Annotated in this window: 15 protein-coding genes; 5 read left to right on the top strand and 10 right to left on the bottom strand. The window is 72.9% G+C overall.

What is annotated here, in order from left to right; genetic code table 11:
- The first annotated feature begins 31 nt into the window (after positions 1-31).
- The 3 genes from AB0M29_RS15035 (at position 32) to AB0M29_RS15045 (ending at position 1511) form a co-directional block, all read left to right on the top strand.
- Positions 32-394, top strand: a complete 363-nt coding sequence (locus tag AB0M29_RS15035) for a hypothetical protein (protein ID WP_365382682.1) — start codon at positions 32-34, stop codon at positions 392-394.
- A gap of 208 nt (positions 395-602) precedes the next feature.
- Complete coding sequence (locus AB0M29_RS15040; protein WP_365382705.1) at positions 603-980, top strand: chaplin; 378 nt, start codon at positions 603-605, stop codon at positions 978-980.
- A 207-nt stretch (positions 981-1187) separates the two neighbouring features.
- The gene (locus tag AB0M29_RS15045; protein ID WP_365382683.1) at positions 1188-1511 is read left to right on the top strand and encodes a hypothetical protein; all 324 of its coding nucleotides are present in this window, start codon (positions 1188-1190) and stop codon (positions 1509-1511) included.
- Positions 1512-1569: 58 nt separating this feature from the next.
- Here AB0M29_RS15045 and AB0M29_RS15050 read toward each other — a convergent pair whose 3' ends face one another.
- Positions 1570-4527 (bottom strand): glycosyl hydrolase, encoded by a 2958-nt coding sequence (locus tag AB0M29_RS15050; RefSeq protein ID WP_365382684.1) that lies wholly within the window; start codon positions 4525-4527, stop codon positions 1570-1572.
- A gap of 295 nt (positions 4528-4822) precedes the next feature.
- Between AB0M29_RS15050 and AB0M29_RS15055 the strand changes: the two genes are divergently transcribed.
- The gene (locus tag AB0M29_RS15055) at positions 4823-6133 is read left to right on the top strand and encodes a hypothetical protein (protein WP_365382685.1); all 1311 of its coding nucleotides are present in this window, start codon (positions 4823-4825) and stop codon (positions 6131-6133) included.
- Between the two features lie 70 nt (positions 6134-6203).
- Here AB0M29_RS15055 and AB0M29_RS15060 read toward each other — a convergent pair whose 3' ends face one another.
- The 9 genes from AB0M29_RS15060 to AB0M29_RS15100 form a co-directional block, all read right to left on the bottom strand.
- Positions 6204-6941: a hypothetical protein gene (locus tag AB0M29_RS15060; protein ID WP_365382686.1), complete on the bottom strand. Its 738-nt coding sequence runs from the start codon at positions 6939-6941 to the stop codon at positions 6204-6206.
- Positions 6942-7049: 108 nt separating this feature from the next.
- Positions 7050-7787: a PIG-L deacetylase family protein gene (locus AB0M29_RS15065; protein ID WP_365382687.1), complete on the bottom strand. Its 738-nt coding sequence runs from the start codon at positions 7785-7787 to the stop codon at positions 7050-7052.
- On the bottom strand, positions 7787-9046 hold the full coding sequence (locus AB0M29_RS15070; protein WP_365382688.1) for an MFS transporter: 1260 nt from the start codon (positions 9044-9046) through the stop codon (positions 7787-7789). The genes AB0M29_RS15065 and AB0M29_RS15070 overlap by 1 nt, the downstream gene beginning before the upstream one ends.
- A 91-nt stretch (positions 9047-9137) precedes the next feature.
- Positions 9138-11021 (bottom strand): 3-phosphoshikimate 1-carboxyvinyltransferase, encoded by a 1884-nt coding sequence (gene aroA / locus AB0M29_RS15075; protein WP_365382689.1) that lies wholly within the window; start codon positions 11019-11021, stop codon positions 9138-9140.
- A gap of 26 nt (positions 11022-11047) precedes the next feature.
- Positions 11048-12451, bottom strand: coding sequence for a hypothetical protein (locus AB0M29_RS15080; RefSeq protein WP_365382690.1), 1404 nt, complete (start codon positions 12449-12451; stop codon positions 11048-11050).
- 70 nt (positions 12452-12521) lie between these two features.
- A complete protein-coding gene (locus AB0M29_RS15085; RefSeq protein WP_365382691.1) occupies positions 12522-13685 on the bottom strand; it encodes an aminotransferase class V-fold PLP-dependent enzyme in 1164 nt (387 codons plus the stop codon).
- Complete coding sequence (locus AB0M29_RS15090) at positions 13682-14944, bottom strand: ATP-grasp domain-containing protein (protein WP_365382692.1); 1263 nt, start codon at positions 14942-14944, stop codon at positions 13682-13684. Before AB0M29_RS15090 ends, AB0M29_RS15085 begins: the two co-directional genes overlap by 4 nt.
- A 46-nt stretch (positions 14945-14990) precedes the next feature.
- On the bottom strand, positions 14991-16205 hold the full coding sequence (locus tag AB0M29_RS15095) for an ATP-grasp domain-containing protein (protein WP_365382693.1): 1215 nt from the start codon (positions 16203-16205) through the stop codon (positions 14991-14993).
- 219 nt (positions 16206-16424) lie between these two features.
- Positions 16425-18833 (bottom strand): ricin-type beta-trefoil lectin domain protein, encoded by a 2409-nt coding sequence (locus tag AB0M29_RS15100; RefSeq protein WP_365382694.1) that lies wholly within the window; start codon positions 18831-18833, stop codon positions 16425-16427.
- A gap of 281 nt (positions 18834-19114) precedes the next feature.
- Here AB0M29_RS15100 and AB0M29_RS15105 point away from each other — a divergent pair, with 281 nt between their 5' ends.
- A complete protein-coding gene (locus tag AB0M29_RS15105) occupies positions 19115-19246 on the top strand; it encodes a hypothetical protein (protein WP_365382695.1) in 132 nt (43 codons plus the stop codon).
- The last annotated feature ends 108 nt before the right edge of the window (positions 19247-19354 follow it).

The following is a 19354-nucleotide window of genomic DNA, read 5'->3' on the forward strand; positions in this document are numbered from 1 at the left end:
CGCTCTTCCCGCACAGACGAGGACTCCTCCCATGCCCCACCCCCGGTCCCACCGCCGTAAGGCGGCAATCCGCGGCGCAGCGCTGCTGGCGGTGCTCACCGCCACGGGATGTTCCGCGTTCGACCACACCTCGCTGGGCAACGTCACCTTCACCACTCCTTCGGCGGCAGTGGTGACGATCCAGAATCCGCTGATCGAGGGCTGTCACTCGTTCGGGCCCGAAGGCGCCAGGAGCGTGGTCAACCACACGCAGGCGGACTTCATCCTCTACCAGGACCCCAACTGCCAGCAGCCGCCCGGCACCCAGACGTTCTATCTCGCCACCACGCTGAGTGACGTCTACGTGCCGAGCCAGGCGCCCTGGCGCAGCTTCGCCGCTGTCGGCCGGGGCTGAGCGGGGCCCCGGCGGGTGCCGGCGCCCCCGGGGCGGACCGGACCGACCCGGCCGGGCCGGAGGGTCCGCCCGGGTGACCTTGTGGCGCGGCAGCCGACTCCGCGCCGGGTGATGGCCAACTCTGGGTGGTCGGACCGGCGGATGCGGGCCCTCGTGCTCCGGCCGCCGGTGGAGACCAACCCGCACCAAGGGAGTATTCGTGAAGCTCATGCGCAACGGTGCCGTACTGGCAGCGCTGGTCGGCGGAATCATCCTGGCCGGGGGCGGGGTCGCCTCGGCGGACTCGCACGCCACCGGCGCCGTCATCGGCTCGCCGGGCGTCCTGTCCGGCAACCTCGTCCAGGTCCCGGTCGACGTGCCGATCAACCTCTGCGGCGACTCGATCGACGTGATCGGGCTGCTCAACCCGGCCCTCGGCGACTCGTGCACCAACGGTTCGTCGGACACCACCTCGGACGGCAAGAACATCGGAACCCGGCACATGGCCCCGAGAGACCACCACATGGGCCACATGGGCATGTTCAGCCACCCCATGGGCACGCCGATGATGTCGTCGGACGCCATGAACACCGACGACTGCGACTAGCCGCGGTCGCACACAAGCAGCGGGGCCCGGCATCGCGCCGGGCCCCGCTGCCCGTTGAACGGGCCGCCGCCACCTGCGGTGCGCGGAGCCGACGCCCGGCGCGGCCGAAGCTCAGATGAGTATCAAGTCGCGTGACATGGGCGGGCCCGTGGCGAACACTCACCGTAAGAGGCCCGAGGGATCGGGCCACAGGACACGGGGGTCAGCATGAATGGTGTCTTCGTACTGCTCGGCGTCGGTTTCGTGTTCATGCTCGTCGTGGGGGTGGCCGCGGGCCGACGCGGCCGTGCCCGCGGCCACGGCGTCGGACGCGGCCACCACTCCTCCTTCGACGGCCTGCCCGACCAGCAGGACCTCGACGCGGGTCTCGGCGGCTCCGGGGGCGGCCACCACCACGGGCACAGCCACCACAGCCACAGCCACGGCCACCACTCGGGCCACGACGCCGGCGGGTTCGCGGGCGGGCACGGGATGAGCCACGGCGGCCACCACGGCGGCTTCGACGGCGGTGGCGGCGGCCACCACGGCTGACCGCTCCCGGTGAGCGGCCGGCCGGGCAACCACCACGGCCGGTCCGCTCACCGCAGGGTCAGAGCAGCGCCTCCCCGTACGGCCGCACCGTGACCGGGCCGAGCAGGCCGTAGTCCTGGCGCGCGGTGGCCGCCTGCGAGGGGACCAGGGTGCGCAGCCTGTTGCGCAGGGTCGTGGACACCTCGACCTGGAGGGTGTTGCGGCCGCCGCGCAGATATCCCTTCAGGTCCATGACCGGATGGCGGAGGTCCACCGGCGGCAGCGGGTGCCCGTTGACGGTGACCCGTACGGTGTCGAAGACCGTGCCCAGGTCCAGGTAGGCACCGCGCCCGCCCGTCCACTCCTTCGCGGGCAGGTCGAACGAGGCGGTGTAGCGGCCGATGCCCGAGACGTCCTCCAGACCGGCGATCCCCGGCCACGGCAGCAGTTCCGCCAGGTCGAGTTCATGGGTCACGACCGACGTCGTCGCCGCGTCCGCGCCCGGCCGCCAGTCGTCGACCGACAGGTGCCAGCCGGTGGGGGTGAGCGCGGCGGGGACGTCGGTGATCCGGACCGAACCCGTCGTCCCGTCCTGGTAGGTGGCGCCGTAGCTGCCGGGCGCGGTCGCCCGCAGCGTCGTACCGGCGGCGCTCCAGGCGACCTCGGCGGTGCTCGCGGTGATCGGCGGTCCTGACGGCGCGGCGCCGAAGGCGCCCGGCTGGGCGACCGCGAGCAGCACGGTGCCGGACGGCGGCAGGTCGACCGGGAGTACGGTGCGCCCGCCGTCCGCGCGGTGCCGGGGCAGCGGTGCCGCCTCGCCCGTCCAGGCGTTCAGCAGATACGGCGTGCCGGTGGCCGCCAGCGACACCTCGGTGGTGACCCGCGCCGGGCCGGGGTTGAACAGCCAGCAGTACACGGCCTGTTGGTCCTGCCGGGTCACCGACCACAGGTCGACGGGCTCGGCGGGGCGGACGCGCGGGGTGACATGCAGCGCGGCCAGTGCGGCGGGCACATCTGCATCGCCGAGGACCCGCACGACCCGTGGCCCGCGCAGGAGTTGGGCCATCAACTCCCGTACCCGGGCGTCGTCGGTGGAGGTGGCGTCGAGGTACGGCGTGCGGTCCGGCGGGGCGCCGACGACCACCAACGGGAGCCGCCGGTCGGCCAGTTCCACCAGTGCCTCGGCGGTGGCGACGTCCAGCCGGGTGCCCGCGGGGATGACGAGCGCCTGGTAGCCGGGGCCGTCAGGGGCGAGGAGACCGGAGCCGACGGGCAGGTCCTGGGCGAGGAGCGCGGGCGGCACGGCCTCGTAGCTGTATCCGGCCCGTGCCACGGCGGAGTCGGTGAACAGCCGGTCGTGGGAGGTGTCCCAGTAGCTCTGCCGGTAGACGGCGAGGTCGACGCGCGGGATCCCGGCGCGCAGCACCCGCTGCTGGCGGGCGAGGTAGCCGGTGACGTCGGGCATGTGCCGCCAGGACGGCTGGCGCGGGCCCCACGCCTCGGCGAAGCCGGGGCCCGGCGCCCCGGCCGGGAAGGCGAACGGCGCCCAGCCGGGCCACTGCGCCCCGGGGGCGGTGGCGTACGCGAAGCCGTGGAAGACCGCCTGGTTGACGCCTCCGGCGAAGGCGAGGCTGATGATGTCGAGCATGCGCTGCCAGGTGGCGCCGTACGCGTCCTGCAGGATGGCGGTGAGGACGGGCGCGGTCTCCAGCGAGAACACCGGGCTGCCCGTGAGGTGCACGGTCCCGGCCATGGCGCGGTAGGCGTCGACGTTGTCGCCGAAGAAGAACTGCTCGGTCTCGGGGACGTCGACATGGCGCGCGGCCGACGCCATGTCGAGCACCGCGCCGTAGCCCGGCTGGGCACGGTACTTCAGGCCGAGGGAGTGCGCCCAGGCGCGGATCCGGTCGAGGTGGTGGGTCTCGTACAGCTCGCTGAGCACCTGGTAGAAGTCGTTGCGCACCCGGGCGCCGGTGTCGCCGGGGAAGTCGAAGTCGGCGGGGCTGTCGGGGGTGGGGCCGTTGCCGGTGAAGGCGTGCAGGTGCTGGATCAGCAGCACGGGCAGGTACTTCGGGAGCGCGTAGCCGCGGCGGCTCGCGAACTCCGCGAGGAGGTCGGCGGTCCACGGCAGCACGAACTGCAACTCCAGCGAGTCCTCGAAGAGATCGCCGCCGGTCTGCCGGAGCAGCCGCCGGAGGGCGGGGGTCAGGACGTTCGCGTCCCAGTACGCGACGACGGCGTCGGTGCCCGCGGCGGCGTAGTGGTCCACCACGTGCGCGACGGACCGGGCGCCGGAGACGACCTGGCCGGTGCCGCGCCGCCAGAAGGAGAAGAGCAGCCACTCCCCCTCCGGGGGCGCCGTCCAGGTGACCGCGCCGTCGTGCAGCAGACCGGTGAGGTCGGCCACCGAGCCGGGGTCGAGCAGTACGGGCTTCGCGGTGGCGGCGGGATCGACCAGCCGGGCGGCGGTGAGCGCCACCAGCGTGGGCGTGCCCGGCACCCGGGTGTCGCCGAAGCCGCCGCCGACGTCGAAGGGGTCGGGGGCGGGGACCGGTCCGTCGTAGGTGCCGCCCGCCGCGACCCGGGCGTGCCCGTAGACCAGTTCCTGCGCGGCGGCGGGCGAGTCGGTGTCGAGCGCGGGTGAACTCGCGGGCCACTGGGGGCCGATGGTCAGGTCGACGGTGAGGTCGCGGGCGCGGGCGGCGCCCAGCACCGTGGTGACGCGGTCCTCCCAGGCGGGCGAACCCCAGCCGTACGTGGGCGCGTCGACACCCGGCACCGACATGGCGATCAGCTCCACGCCACCGATCCCGGCGTCGGCGATGGCGTCGACCTCGCGGACGAGTTCGCCGGGGTCGGTGTCGGCAATCGGCAGCCACCAGCGGATCTTCGGGGCGGAGGCGGGGGTCGGGCGGGGTAAGCCGGGCCCGGTTCCGGTGGCGGCGGATGCGGGCAGCGCACCGAGGGCGCCGGTGGCGGCGGCCGCGACGGCGGTTCCGGCCTGGAGGAAGGAACGGCGGCTGAGCGCACGGGACATGGGGACTCCTGAGTCGCGAAAAGGGGTGTGAATCGATTCAATCGCAGAGGCTGAGGTGACAGTAGGCGCACCGCCGAGACCGGGTCAAGCAACCGCCTTCCGGCGCGGTCCGCCTGTCCCAACAGACTCTCGGACAAGGGGATTTCGTTGCACGGCGGACGGAACAACCGGGCGGACGCCCGACGGTGACGGCTGGTCGCGGCGCGGTGGAACGTTGCACCGGGGGATAACCCCACCAGGGTCCGGGTGGACGCCGGATGTCCCGGCTCACGGCCGCTGCCTAGCGTCAGGACACATGAAGTCCCTCTCCGTCAGACGCACCGCGCGGCTCGGCGCCGCAGCCGTCGCCACCACACTTCTCGCCGCCACCGCCGCCTGCTCCTCCGCCTCCGGCGCGACGGTGCACTCCCCTGGTGCCGGGACCACACCCGCCGCCGCGCCCGCCGCCACGCCCGCCGCCACGGGCAGCGCCTCGCACACCGGCGGGCGCGGCACGCTGGTCGCGGCCACCGTGCTGCGCACCCTGAGCCGCGCGCAGGCGGGCGCGTGGCTCACCGCACAGGGCTACGGCTCCCCCGCCGCGCGCTACGGCTTCACCGAGTACCGCGTCACGTACCGGACGATCGACGTCGCGGGCCGCCCCACCACCGCCAGCGGCGTCCTGGCCCTGCCCGACAGCGGGCGCCGCGGTCTCGCGCCGGTCGTCTACCTGCACGGCACCACCGTGCCGAAGAACGCCGTGGCCAGCGCCACCGGAGACAACTACGACGCCGCGGCGGGCCCGATGTTCGCCGCGGCCGGATACGCGGGGGTGGCCCCCGACTACCTCGGACTCGGCTCGGGCCCCGGCCCGCACCCGTACATGGTGCACGCGGCGGAGACCACCTCGGCGACCGACATGCTCGCCGCCGCCCGCGACCTGGCCCGGAAGAAGGGCCGCACCCTCGACCCGGGTATCCGTGTCGCCGGGTTCTCCCAGGGGGCGACCGCGGCGATGGACCTGGGCAAGACCCTGCACGCCCACCCCGTGCCCGGCACCTCGGTGACCGCCATCGGCGCGCTGAGCGGACCGTACGACCTGACGGGCGCCGAACTGCCCATCGCCCTCGGCACCCACCAGCTCACCGGAGTCGAGGTCAGCTTCTACCTCGCCTATCTCACCATCGGCTGGAACCCCGTCTACCACCTGTACGACTCCCCCGGCGAGGTGTTCCGCGGCCGCTACGCCCAGCTGATCCCCTCGGTCTTCGACGGCGCCCACGACTACACCGCGATCTACCGGGCGCTGCCCGCCGATGTGAACGACCTGCTCACCCCCGCCTATCTCGCCCGGCTGCGGCACCCCACGGGCGCACTGCGCCAGGCGCTGCACGCCAACAGCCTGACCTGCGCCGGGTGGCGGCCGGCCGAGCCCGTCCAGCTGTGGGCGGCGAAGGGCGACGGTGACGTCGCCTTCCAGAACAGCGCGCACTGCCTGGCCGCGCTGCACGCCTCGGGGACCCCGGCGCACCTGACGGACCTCGGCGACCTCGACCACCAGCACGGGGCGCTGCGCGGACTGCCCGACATCCTGCGCTGGTTCGAGCGGCTGGACGCCGCACGCTAGGGCGTGTTCTCAAGCCGGGTCTTCAGCCCGGGTCCTCCGGCCGGGGCGGGCCCCGGCCGGTCGCGGCGGCTCAGCGCAGCCGTTCCACCGTCCGCACCGACACCATCCGGGCCGCCGCCGACTCCACCCGGCGGCGGCCCGCCGCGTCGCGGGTCCAGATGAAGGCGCGCGGGCGGCGCGGCGACGTGCTGCTCCAGTGGCGGAACTCCTGGACCACCACGTCGTCGGAGACCCGCCAGCGGACCGTGGGACCCGACGCCTCACGCACCTCGCTGAGCCCGTCGAGACGGCGGGCCAGCTCGAACCGGTCGACATCGAGGCCGCACTGGTCCCAGCCGGCGACCATGTCGGTGAGGGCGTGCGACTCGATGAGCGCGGGCACCGAAGGGGCGATCTCCAGGAAGACCGGGGTGCCGTCGTCGACACCCACCCGGCCGTCGGAGTGCACGAGGTAGTGGAAGGCGGACGGCAGGCGCTCGCCGGACCACTCGAAGGTCCAGCCGCCCATGGGGTCGGGCCGCATCAGGGCGCCGAGGTCGAACTCCCAGGCGGTACGGGTCTCGTGCCGCTCACCGCCGACGAGACGGCTGCGGCGGACCTGGTAGCGCAGCCCGCCGTACCGGTCGTCGAAGCCTTCGCGGCGCAGCACCAGCAGCATCGGGGTACGGATCTGCCGGCCGCTTCCGTCGGGCAGCAGCAGGAACTCGGTGGGGATCCGCGACGCGGGCGACTGGCAGCGCGTGCCGGTGCGTTCGAGCAGACGCCGCGCACGTACGGAGAGACCCGAATGGTCGTCCAGGATGTGCATGCCGCACTTCTTTTCGCGGAGAAGGGCTGCTGAGAGTGCCGATTCTACGCGCGGCTCCCCGACTTCACGACTTCTCGGCGCCCCCGGCCGCGGCGTGTCCGTCCGCGGTCACCTGGTGTCGATGCGCAGATACGCCTCGCACAGCCGCCCGTCGGGCAGTCCCGCGTCCCGGGCGAGCGCCGCGAGCCGCGCGCGCATGGTCTCCTCGAACTCCGCGCTCTGGCCGCCCTGGCTGACGTGCGCGCGGATGGCGGTCATCTTCAGGTGGAAGGTGTCCGTGACGTCGACGTGGTGGTTGGTGACCGGTCCGCCGCGTACCCACACCTCGGGGACCGTCCACGCGGCCAGGCCGTCCTGGTGCAGCAGCTCGGGGAAGGCGCAGGGGTTGCGCGCGTCGGGGTAGACGGCGTCCAGGACGGCGGAGCCCACCGCGCGGTGGTCGGGGTGGCTCGCCTTGACGTGCACCAGGTCGCGGTCGGGGCTGTGGGTGAGGACGAGGTCGGGGCGGCAGCGGCGGATCACCCGGGCCACGTCGCGGCGCAGGGCGAGCCCGGTCTCGACCCGGCCGTCCGGATAGCCGAGGAAGGTCACGTCCTTGACGCCGACCACGGCGGCCGCGTCGCGCTGCTCGCCGCGCCGGGTCGCGGCCAGCGCCGCGCGGTCGGTCTCCGGGTCCTCGGCGCCCGCGTCCCCGTCGGTGACGACGCAGTACCGCACGTCGTGCCCGGCCGCCGTCCACCGCGCGACGGTGCCCGCGGCGCCGTAGTCGACGTCGTCGGGATGGGCCATGACCACCAGGACGCGGCGGGGGGCCCGCCCCTCGTCGGCGGTGTGCGCGTCGGACATCAGGCACTCTCCTTCGGGGTGTCCGCGGTGCGGCCGCCGGACCGGCCGGACCAGGTGTACAGACCGGCGGCGACGAGGACCAGCGCCGCGAAGAGCGCCATCACCCCGTACAGCTGGTTCAGCCGGTGGTGCTGGTTCAGCCATCCGGCGAGGGCGACCCCGACGGCGCCGCCGAGACCGTCGCCGACCGACATGGCCACTCCGGCGAAGGAGAAGCCGACCATCCGCTGGTGCGGCTCCAGGGTGCGGGCGGTCATGGTGTCCAGGGTCGGCATGATGAGCATCTCGCCGAACGTCCACAGCGTGACCGCGGCGTACGCCATCCACCAGCGCGGTGCGATCCACAGCAGGACGAACCCGGCCAGGAAGAGGGCGTAGCCGCCGTGGATGACCGGGAGTTCCGGCCGCCGGGAGCGCTGCAGCCAGTGGCCCAGCGGGATCTGGCAGGCGATGACCAGCACGGCGTTGACGGTGAAGTACGACCCGCGCAGGCCCGGCCGGTGCAGGGCCTCGGTCACGAAGTACGGCAGGGTGCTGAAGAGCTGCGAGTAGAGGAAGAAGCCGACCACGGTCAGCAGCAGGATGCGGCGGAAGTCGCGGCTGGCCAGCACTCCGCGGCTGGTGGCCCGCCAGGTCGGGCGGGCCGCGGACTCGTGCGCGGAGGCCGGGACGAACAGCGCGAGGAAGGCCGCCAGCGCGTAGCAGAGCGCGGCGACGCCGAAGACCCAGCCCGCGCCGCGTCCCGGGTAGAGGGCGCTGGCGATCAGCGGGCCGGTGGCCGCCGCCAGGTTGAGGCCGGTGCTGAGCGAGGCGTACCGCAGCAGGGGGGAGGTGCTGCCGGGGGTGAGTTCCGCGGCGAGCGTCTTGACCGACAGCGCGTTGGTGGCGCCGCCGACGCCGATCACCAGCAGCAGCGCGGTGACCAGCGCGGGGCTGCGGGTGAGGGCGAGACCGACGTATCCGGCCGCGCCCACCAGCAGTCCGGCGAAGACGGCGGTACGCGGGCGCAGCCGGTCGATCAGCGGTGCGAGGAAGATGCGGTTGAGCCGGAAGGCGATCGAGGTGACCAGCACCAGGCTGCCCGCGGCGCCGGGGCTCAGCCGCAGCGAGGTGAGGAAGTACAGCGACAGGATCGACTGGACCGCGTAGTAGCCGACATTGGACACGCTCCACTCGCTGAGCAGGAAGCCGAACCAGCGGCGGTCCTGGCGGCGCTGCTCGGGCGGGGTGCTGACGACGGTGTCGGTGTCGGTGTCCACGGTGGTCCTCGGTCCTCTCCTGGCCGCGCCGGCGGGCTGCCGGCGCGGCGCTCTCCTCGTCCCGGCCGCCCGTGCGGGCGGGGCGGCCGGTTCAGTGCGCGGGGTCGGCGGCGTCCTTGCCGAACTCGGCGATGATCTTCACGGTGCTCTCGGTGTGCTCGTCGACGTGCGCCGCCTCGAACTCCAGCAGGTCGAGTACGGTCAGCACCTCGCTGTCACGGCCGAGGATGTTGACGGCGATGTTGTGCTGGCGGCCCGTCCTGGCCAGTTCGGCGGGGCCGAAGTCGCCCGCGGTCGCCAGCAGCCGGCCGAGCTGCTGGTTGAGCTTGGCGACGGCCTCGTACCAGGGGCGGCCCTGGTAGTCGCGGTCGGCGGCCCACTCGTCGGCGTCGAAGCGCAGCAGCTGCGGCTCGTCCTCGCCGAGCATCGCGCGCAGCCGCAGCGTGGTGGCCTCGAAGGCGTCGGCGAGGTGCCAGGTGTTCTGCTTGATCGACCAGACGCCGGGCGCGGGCTGGATCTCCAGCACCTCGGGGGCCTGGGCGGCGCAGCGGTCGTTCCAGGCGCGGACGCCGTCCGCGATCCGGTCCAGGCTGCCGTGGTAGCGGTCGTCGCTCATCGTCGCCTCCTGGGCGTGCGGGGTGTCCGGGGAGTCCGGGGTGCCGTCGACGGCGGAGACATCGGCGCCGAGGGTGCGCAGGTCGTCGAAGAAGCCGCGGTAGGTCTGGCCGACGGAGGCGCAGCCGCGGATGGTCAGGCCCCGCTCGCTGCGCAGCGCCACGGTGGCCATGGCCATGATGACGCTGTGGTCGTGGTGCCCGAAGACCTCGGTGCCGCCGGTCACCGCGCCGCGGCCGTGCACGATGATCGCGTCGCGCCGCTCCTCCACCGACACGCCCGCGGCGGCGAGTTCGTGGAGGAAGTCGGTGATGCGGTCGCACTCCTTGAACCGCAGCGTCTCCACGTTGGAGAACACGCTGGTGCCGTCGGCGAAGGCGGCGAGCGCGGCCATCGGGAGCACGCTGTCGGGGCAGGCGGAGCCGTCCAGCTCGATCGGGCGGATGGTCTCGGCGCCGTGGCAGACCAGCACGGATCCGTTCCGCTCGATGGTGACGCCCATCGCGCCCAGTGCCTCGATCATCGCGGCGGTGCCCAGGTCGTTGCCCGCGAAGCCGCTCACCTCGGTCACCGAACCCGGTACGGCGGCCGCGGCGGCGAGCAGCCCGGCCATGCTGGAGGCGTCGCTGGCGATCTCGTACGAGGACGCCCGGTACCGCTGGCCGCCGGCGATCGTGTAGAGCAGGTGGTCGTCCGAGACGTCGACCCGCACTCCGGCTCTCGCCAGTGCCTCGACGCTGGTCATGGCCATCGGGATCGAGCTGAGCCCGTCGACGACCTCGATCTCGACGTCGGAGCCCACCAGCGGGGCGAGGAAGAGCAGTCCCGACAGGAACTGGGAGCTGCGCCTGCCGGAGACGGTGACGCGTCCGCCGCGCAGTCCGGTGCCGCGTCCGACGACCAGGGGCGGGCACGCCTCGTCGCCGCGGCCCGCGGCCTCGGCGCCGAACATCCGCAAGGTGTCGACGATCTCGTGGTTGCCGCGGCGGCCCAGCGACTCCGTGAAGCGGGTGCCGACCGTGCACTGGCCCATCGCCGCGCCCACGGCGGTGAGCAGCCGCAGCACGATCCCGGAGTTCCCGGCGTCGAGTTCGGCGAGGTCGGGCAGTACGTGGTCGACGCCGGTGACGGTCCAGGTCCGCTCGTCCAGCTCATCGATCCGGGCGCCGAGCACCCGGCAGGCCGCGGCCATGGCCCGGATGTTGTCACCGGAGCCGGCGTTCTCGATGCGGGTGGTGCCCGCGGCCAGTGTGCCGCAGAGCAGTGCGCGTACGGTGCCGCTCTTGGCGCCGGGCGGGCGGATCGCTCCCGTCAGCCGGGTGCCGGGGCGCAGGTGCAGGGTCTCGCTCGTGTTCACCATGGTTTCCGTTCCGGGGTGTGGGTCGGTCAGCGACATCGGGTGCCGGGGAGCAGGCCGGAGGTACCCGGCCGGGGGATGAGCAGCGGGGCGGTGGCGGTGGCCGGTGCGGTCCGCGCGGCGCCGTCGTCCTGCGGGGCGCCGCCGCCGAGGTCGCGGAAGCGGTCGAGGAAATCGGCGAAGGACGTCGTCAGGGTCTCGGCGCCGATGACGGTGATCTGTTCGGGCAGGGTGAGGCCCGCGAGGTGGAGGGCCATGACGTTGCGGTGGTCGCCGTGTCCGTCGACGGTCGACGCCGTGGGCCGCCCGGTGGGCGCGGTGGCGAAGCCGTCGAGCGCGGCGCCGTTGAACAGCGGCGTCAACGGCCGTCCGAGCAGCGCGAGTTGCTCCATCACCACGGCCAGGCGGCTGGTCTTGTGGTGCCGGATGTGCCCGGCGCCGGTCAGCCGTAACCCGGCCGGGAGGTCGGAGGCGACCGCGGCAAGCGCGGGGACCAGGGTGGGGATGTCGCGGGCGTCGATCTCCAGCAGTTCCTGGGGCGGCGGTCCGGAGACGATACGGATGTCGTCGCCCTCGACCGTGACGCTCACGCCCAGCCGCCGGCCGACGGCCACCACCGTGTCCAGGAAGGGGTGGCGGCCCAGCGGCACATCACGCACCACGATGTCGGCGTCGGTCACCACGGCCGCGGCGAGGAAGTAGAACAGCGACGTGGCGTCGGGTCCCGCCGCCAGCTCCCGCCCCCGGTAGCCGCCGGGCCGCACCTCGATCCGGCTCACGCCGTCGAACCCGTCGGTCTCGGCGTGCCCGCCGAACTCCCGCATCATCGCCACCGTCATCCGGATGTACGGGGCGCCGACCACGGGCCGCGGCACCTCGACGGCCACCGGGCCCGACGCGTAGGGGGCGACCAGCAGCAGGGCGCTGACGAACTGCGAGGTCTCGTCGGCCGGAACGCGTACGGTCCCGCCGGTGAGCCCGTGCTCCCAGTTGACCAGCGGCAGCGCCGAGCCGGTCTCGGCCGACTCCAGCTTGCCGCCGAGTTCGGTGAGGGCGTCCACCAGCGGGCCCAACGGGCGCTGCGCGAGGCGGCGTTCACCGGTGAGGACGCAGGGGCCCTCGACCAGGCTGGTCACGGCGACCAGGTGCCGCAGCGCGAAGCCGGAGCCCGCGGTCCGCAGGATCGTCGAGGGGGTGACGGGCGCTCCCCCGGTGCCCTCGACCGTGATCAGGTCCGCGTCCGGGTCGTGGTGGAAGCGGGCGCCGAGTTCGGCGCACGCCTCCTGGAGCACCAGTGACTCGGAGCAGACGTTCGGTCGGTGCACGGTGGTCGTGCCGTCGGCCAGCGCGCCCATCAACAGGGCGCGCTGGGTGTCGGGTTTGGACGTCGGTATGCGGACTGAGCCGCGCAGAACACGCCGGTCACGGCGCACAGCAGCCTCCGGGGTGGGGCAACGTCGGGGTGGGGTGGGGCGGTTCAGTGACGGCGGGCGCGTGAACGGGTCACGGCCGGGTCGCCTCCAGCAGTGCGCCGGTGAGCGCCACCACCTCGTCGGAGGTGTGGAACCAGCCGACGCAGGCGCGTACGCAGTCGTATCCCTGGATGGTGCGGACCGTGAAGCCGCGCTCCGCCATCCGCTCCACCACGGTCTCGGCGGGCACCTCGGTCTGCACCGACAGCAGTCCGGTGTGGTTGTCGGGGGTGAGGACGGTCAGTCCTGGGCGCCCGGTGAGTGTCTGCCGGGCCTCCTCGGCGAGGTCGGCGGTGCGCTTGGCGGCCCATGCGGTGCCGACCTCGTCCAGGTGCCAGCCGAGGGCGGCGTCGAACCCGGCGACCTGCGGCAGGCCGCGGGTGCCGATCTCGAAGCGGGTGACGTCGGCGTTCGGCACGAAGTGCCCGTCGAGTTCCCAGGTGTCCACCGACGCCCAGCCGACGAAGGTCTGGGCGACCCGGTCGAGTCCGCGCGGGTGCAGATAGAGCGCGCCGGTCCCCTCGGGGCCGCACAGCCACTTCTGCCCGGAGACGGCGTAGGCGTCGGCGTCCATCGCGGCGACGTCGACGGGCAGCACCCCGGCGGACTGGGCGCCGTCGACCGCGACGAAGGCGCCGTGCCGGTGCGCGGCCTCGACGACCGGCGCGAGGTCGAGGATCCCGCCGTCGACGTAGGAGACATGGCTGACCACGACGAGCCGGGTGCGGGCGTCGATGGCGGCGGCGATCCGCCGCGGCAGTTCGTGCTGGGGTTCGCCGGGCGCCCAGTCGACGGTGCGCAGTTCGACGCCGCGCCGCTCGCGCAGCACGCCGAGCGGCAGCAGGCCGCCCTTGTGCTCGATCCGGGTGGTGACGGCGTTGTCGCCCGGCCGCCAGTCCAGGCCGTGGGCGACGGCGTTCATGCCGTCGGTGGTGTGGTGGGTGAGCGCCACCTCGCCGGCGCCCGCGCCCAGCAGGCGCGCGGTGCGCTCCCTGGCGGAGTCGTGCGCCGCCACGCGCAGCGCGCGGGCCGCGGCGCCCATCCGGCCGGTGCCGAACTCCCGGGTGCTGGTGGCGATGATCGCCTCGTGGGCGGCGCGGCACAGCGGGCCGGTGTAACCGCTGTTGAAGTACCCGCCGGCACCGATCACCGGCAGCGCCTGGCGCAGGGCGGCGAACCGCGGGTCGGGCGTCATACGGCGGCCTCCTCGGGCGCGGCGGGCAGGGAGTGGGCGACGGCCGCGGGGGCGGTGGTCACCGTGACGGCGGCGCACAGCGCGGCGGCGGCGTCCTCGGCCGCGCGGCGGGTCCTGCCGCCCGCGACGACGAAGCCGCGGCGGTCGTCGGAGGAGGTGAGCGGCGGTACGACGGCGCCGGGGGCCAGGTCGAGGTGGGAGACGAGCACCCGGGGGTCGTGGCGGACCGCGTCCCATCCGGAGACGGCCGTCACCCGGCCGGGCGGGGGCGTCAGGAAGCGGATGGCGGCGCCGCTGCGGGCCCGGAAGGCGGTGGTGTCGACGGGGCGGCCGAGGAGCTGGTCGAAGACGGTGCCGTGCAGCTCCACACCGGTGATGTGCTGCGTCATGGTGTGGATGTGGTCGCCGCCCGGGCGGTTGTGCAGTTCGCCGAGGACCACGCGGTCGCCGTCGACCCAGCACTCGGCGTGGAAGACGCCCCAGCCGACGCCGAGCGCCGCGAGGGCGTCGCGGACGGTGGCGGCGACGATGTCGGCGGTGGAGGTGGGGAGTTCGGCGGGGAGCGAGTGGCCGAGTTCGACGAAGTGCGGGGCGCCGGTGGTCGTCTTCTGGGTGATCGCCAGGACATGGCCGCGGCCCTCGACGCACACGCCTTCGACGCTGTACTCGCGGCCCGGCTGGAAGGTCTCGATGAGGATGCCGGCGCCGTTCGCGGCGGCGGCCAGATGTGCCAGCGCGCGGTCGAGCCCGGCGGGCCCGTCGACCAGGCTGACCCCGGAACTGCCCTGCCCCACCGGGGGTTTGACCACCCAGGGGCCGTTGGTCGCGGCCATGAAGTCGGCGGCCTGCTCGCGGGTGCCGCAGACCAGCGACACCGGTTGCGGGAAGCCCGCCTCCCGTAACGCGGTGCGGCAGGCGTGCTTGTCCCGCAGCCGCCGTACGGTCTGCCGCCCGTTGCCGGGCAGTCCCAGGAGTTCGGCGACGGCGGCCACCGACTCGACGGCCTGCTCGCGGAAGCCGTACACACCGGCCAACTCGGCCGCCCTGCCCTCGATTCCGGCCCAGGACAGGCAGGCGGCCACATCGGTGTGGTCGAGCGCGACGACATGGCTCGCGCGTGCGGTCAGCTCGGGACACGCGGCGAGGTTCGCCGGGGTGTCGGCCAGCCAGACGGCCAGACCGCGTGCGGCGGCCTGGTCGAGGCTGTCGCGTCCGGGCGCGGCGCTGGCGCCGCCCAGGAGCAGCAGCGGATGTTCCATTGTCTATCCCCCGTGGTGATGAGTTGCGGTGAACGCGTGCGGTGGTTCAGTCGATACGGCACCTCAGAACGCTCAGTGCGTGCTCGGCCCTGGCGATCGCCTCGTCGGCGTCGGCGCCGCGGGTGATCACATGGGCGAGTTGATGGGCGAAGAAGTTCTCCGGCGGCAGGAGCACCTGGTCCCCGACGTGCTTGAGGACGCCGAGTTCCACCACGCCCGGGCAGCGGCGCGCTTCCTCCAGGCCCTCCCAGGCGCGGACGGTGCCGGGGCCCCCGGCCAGCAGATAGCGGTTGCAGGACCCGCCGTCGGGCACGGCGCCGAGGTGGACGGGGCGGCCGAGGGCGGCGTCGACGGCCGCGGCGAGCAGGTCGTCACCGCCTGCCAGCGGGACGAGGTGGGAGGCGATGAAGCCGCCGCCGAGGCGGGCGTTGACCTCGATGACCTTGCCGCCGGTGTCGGTCAGCATCACCTCGACATGGAACCCGACGCCGTCGAGGCCGAGCGCGGCGACCGCCCGGGTCGCGATGTCGACGGCCTCCCTGAGGCCGTCCTCGCCGAGCCGGGCGGGAAAGGAATTCTGGTATTCGGTGAAATAGCCGTCGGCGGCCACGACTTTGTCCGTCGCACCGGATATCTGGATGTCACCCGCGCTCACCACGCCTTCGACACTGACCTCGTGTCCGCGCAGGTATTCCTCGTAGACGAATTCATGCGGGAAGTAGGCGAAGAAGGCGTCCGCGTCGGGGGCGGCGAAAGTGGCGCCCTCGTCGTAGGCGGCGCGCAGTTGGTCGGCGGAATCCACCCGGAATATTCCGGCGCTGCCCGCGCCGCCGGTCGGCTTGTAGATCGCCGGATAACCGATACGTTCGGCGGCCGCCTCCAGTTCCCGCCAGCCGGTCACCCGGGCGGCGGCGGGGCAGGGCACACCGGCGGCGGCGAGCGCCTCGCGCATCGCCGCCTTGTTCCGCGCGGTGCGGGCGCCGTGCGCTCCACCACCGGGAAGCCCCAGCGCCTCGGCCATTTCGGCGGCGGGGGTCACGCCGTGGTCCCAGAAGGTGACCACTCCGTCGAACGCGTCGATGGCATGACATCGGCGCAGTTCGTCGAGGGCCACCGCCATTTCGGCGGCCGGGTGCGTCTCGACCTTGACCAGCCCGTCCACGTAGGGCATTGCCCATTCGGGCAATTCAGGTCCGACGACGGTGATGCGGTGGCCGAGGCGTTTCGCGGTGCGGAACGCGCTGATCTTCTGCTCGTACATGGCGTGCATAAAAGCTAAGTGCGCCAACGCCACTCCGATGCAGTGCCAGCAGTACGAGGACGAGAGGAACTTAACGAAAGTGAGGGTTGTGTGTCAATACTCTTGGGTATCGTACGGCGGGCCCCGGGCACGCCGCGTCCCCCGCGATCATTCGCGGAATATGCGCCGGACATGGGGGTGCCCCCGGCCCGTTCGGACCGGGGGCACCCGCCGGGCCCGCTAGGAGCGGGTCCACTTCTGGTTCGAGCCGCCGTTGCACGTCCAGATCTCGATGGCCGTGCCGTTGGCGGTGCCCGCGCCCGTGGCGTCGAGGCACAGCCCCGACTGGACGCCGACGAGGGTGCCGTCGGGCTTCGCGGTCCACTGCTGGTTGGCGCCGCCGTTGCAGTCCCAGATGGCGACCGGGGAGCCGGCGGTGGTGGCCTGGTTGAGCACGTCCAGGCACTTGGTGCCGTACACCTGGAGCGCGCCGTTGGAGGCCTGCGTCCACTGCTGGTTGGTGCCGCCGTTGCAGTCCCACAGCTCCACCTGGGTGCCGTTGGCAGTGGCCCCGCCCGGCACGTCGAGGCAGCGTCCCGACCCGGTGCCCACCAGCCGGCCGGTCACCGGCGGCGGCGGTCCGCTGACGGGGGTGATCCGCAGGTTGTCGAACTGGGCGGTCTCGCTCTGGCTGGTGCCGAGTCCGACCTGTCCCGTGCCCCAGCTGGTGTCGGTCGCGGTCGCCACGGTCGCTCCGTCGATCGCGGCGGTCAATATGCTGCCGGAGGACGTCAGCGACAGGTTGTGCCAGGTTCCGGTACCGGGCGCGGCGATGCTTCCGCTCTTGAGGGTGGTCATGGTGTTGCTGGTGTCGTTGCGCAGCAGCGACCAGGCGCCGGTGTTACTCAGCCGCAGGTAGTACGCGTCCAGTCCTGCCGTGCCGTAGTTCTGCCAGCCCGCGCGCCCGATGATCTCGGCGTATCCCGCCTGTTCGAGCAGGACGTCCGAGGAGACCTGGTAGTTGGACCAGGTGGTGTCGCCGAGCAGCGCGGACGGGTCGCCCAGTTTCGCCCAGGCGATGGGGGCGCGCGGCGTCATCTGGCGTACGCACCGGCCGGAGCGGCCGCCGCCGCACGCGGTGACCTCGAAGGCGCCCTGGATGTCGGAGAGGTACTTCGCCTCGGTGCCGACCGCGGAGGAGTCGTAGCCGTCGCTGTACGGGAGGGCCATGGCGGCGGACGCGGGCCCGGTCGCGGTGCCCTTGCCCTGGCCCGTGGTGGTGGTCAGGGTGTAGACGTAGCCGGGCTGCAGGGTGACCGAGAAGGTGCCGCCGCTGAGCGCGACGTCCCCGGTGTGCTGGAGGTTGTCGCCGGAGGAGGGGTCCACCTTGGTCGCCCAGATGTGGACGGTGCCGGTGGACAGCCCGCCCTTCACGGTGCCGGTGAACGTCTGGGCGGCGGTGGCCTGGGTGGTCTCCACGACGGTGCTGTAGTCGCCGCTGCTCGGCGAACGCAGGGTCACATAGCTGCCGTTGGCGCGGTCGCCGCCGAGGTAGCCGGAGGCGGCGTCCAGATAGCGCCAGCCGGGTGCGGTGAACTGCGTGGTCTGCGCCATCACCCAGGCGTTCTTGCCCACCGAGTAGGCACCGGACCAGGGTTGTCCCGCGACCGCCACGCCCATCGTCGGATAGGGCAGGTTCGGGGTGATGGCGGCGACGATCGGCCAGTTGAGATAGCCGGTCATCTTGCCGTCGATGTAGCCGCGGTTGATGCCGCGGGCCAGCGCCGCGGCCCCGGTGTTGTAGTCGTCCGAGCCGTTCTCGCTGGCCCACACCGACTTGCCGGACGCGATCGCGTTGCCGGAGCTGGGGCAGGTGGTCTGCGGTCCGCGGTAGCCGCACGGGTAGTGCGAGCCGAGGACGTCCACGGCGGCGGCGAACGCGGGGTCGGACACCACGTCGTCGGCGGGCTGGAAGCTGGTGTCGTCCGCGACCACCTTCACCGCGCCGTAACCGTGGGCGTTCAGGCTGGACTTGAGCTGTTCGTACCAGCCCTTGTCATAGCCGCGTTCGTTCCAGCCGCCCAGGTAGTCGATCGTCAGCCCGTGGCTCTTGGCGCAGTCCAGGTACGAGATCAGGTAGTTGACCATGTCGGTGGACCAGAAGTTGCCGTTGCCGATCCAGCCGGGGGCACCCCAGGACAGCGCGGCCAGTTTGATCGCGGGGTTGCGGGCCTTGGCCTGTTCCATCAGCCACCACTCGTAGCCGCGGCCGCAGTTGAGGTCGCCCGAGGTGTGCTCGTGGCTGGGTTCGGCGCCGCTGGTCGAGTTGGTGTCGCCGCCGACCTCGACCTTGAGGATCTGCACGGCGGCCCCGACGTGGGGCGAGAAGAGGTAGTCGAGCACCTGGGTGCGCTGGGGTTCGGGGTAGTCGATCAGCAGCCGGCTGTTGCCGCCGCCGCCGCTGATCGCGCCCACCCCGTCGAGGGTGCGTCCGGCCGAGGTGCCGTCGAGGGTGACCGAGGTGGCCGTCGCCGCGGCCGCGGCCGGTGACGACGGACCCGCCAGGCCCGCCGCGAACAGGGCCAGTACGCCGAGCAGGAGGACTCTCCACCGTGTGCCGCGCTTCGTCGCCGTGGTTCTCGCTGCCATGGTTCCTGATCACCGCCAGAGGGGGGAAGGGCGGAAGGCGCACAACCGATCACGACCGAGCCTTCCAACCCGCGGGATTCTGATTGTTCTTGACGGTTTATTAGTGGAGGGGCGGCACGGGGGGCAAGGGCTCGCACAGCCATGGCCGATACTGTGCGTTTCTGATGGCCCTTCAGCGGTCAGCCCCGTCCCGGGAACGGATCGGCCGCGCACAGGTATGAGTGCGCCAGGGCGGGCAAGACGTAGGTACTACGCCGTTTCCTCTCAGCCCTGGAACCGCCGTGACGCACTTACTGCTCGTCGTCCTGATCGTCGCCGCCTCCTGGACCGCGGCCGCCCTGCCCCTGGCCGTGCTCGTCGGGCGGCGGCTGCAGCACGCCCGCCCCGTCACCCGCCGCACACCCCGCGCCTAGGGCGTGGCCCGCGGATCACCATGTTCGGGTGAACTATGGTTAAGGAACTCGGCAAAATGCCCCCGTAACTTCGGGAGAAGGGGGGCCATGTCTGGTGATCCGTCTTGC

Source organism: Streptomyces sp. NPDC051976 (assembly GCF_040680795.1).
Classification (GTDB): Bacteria; Actinomycetota; Actinomycetes; order Streptomycetales; family Streptomycetaceae; genus Actinacidiphila.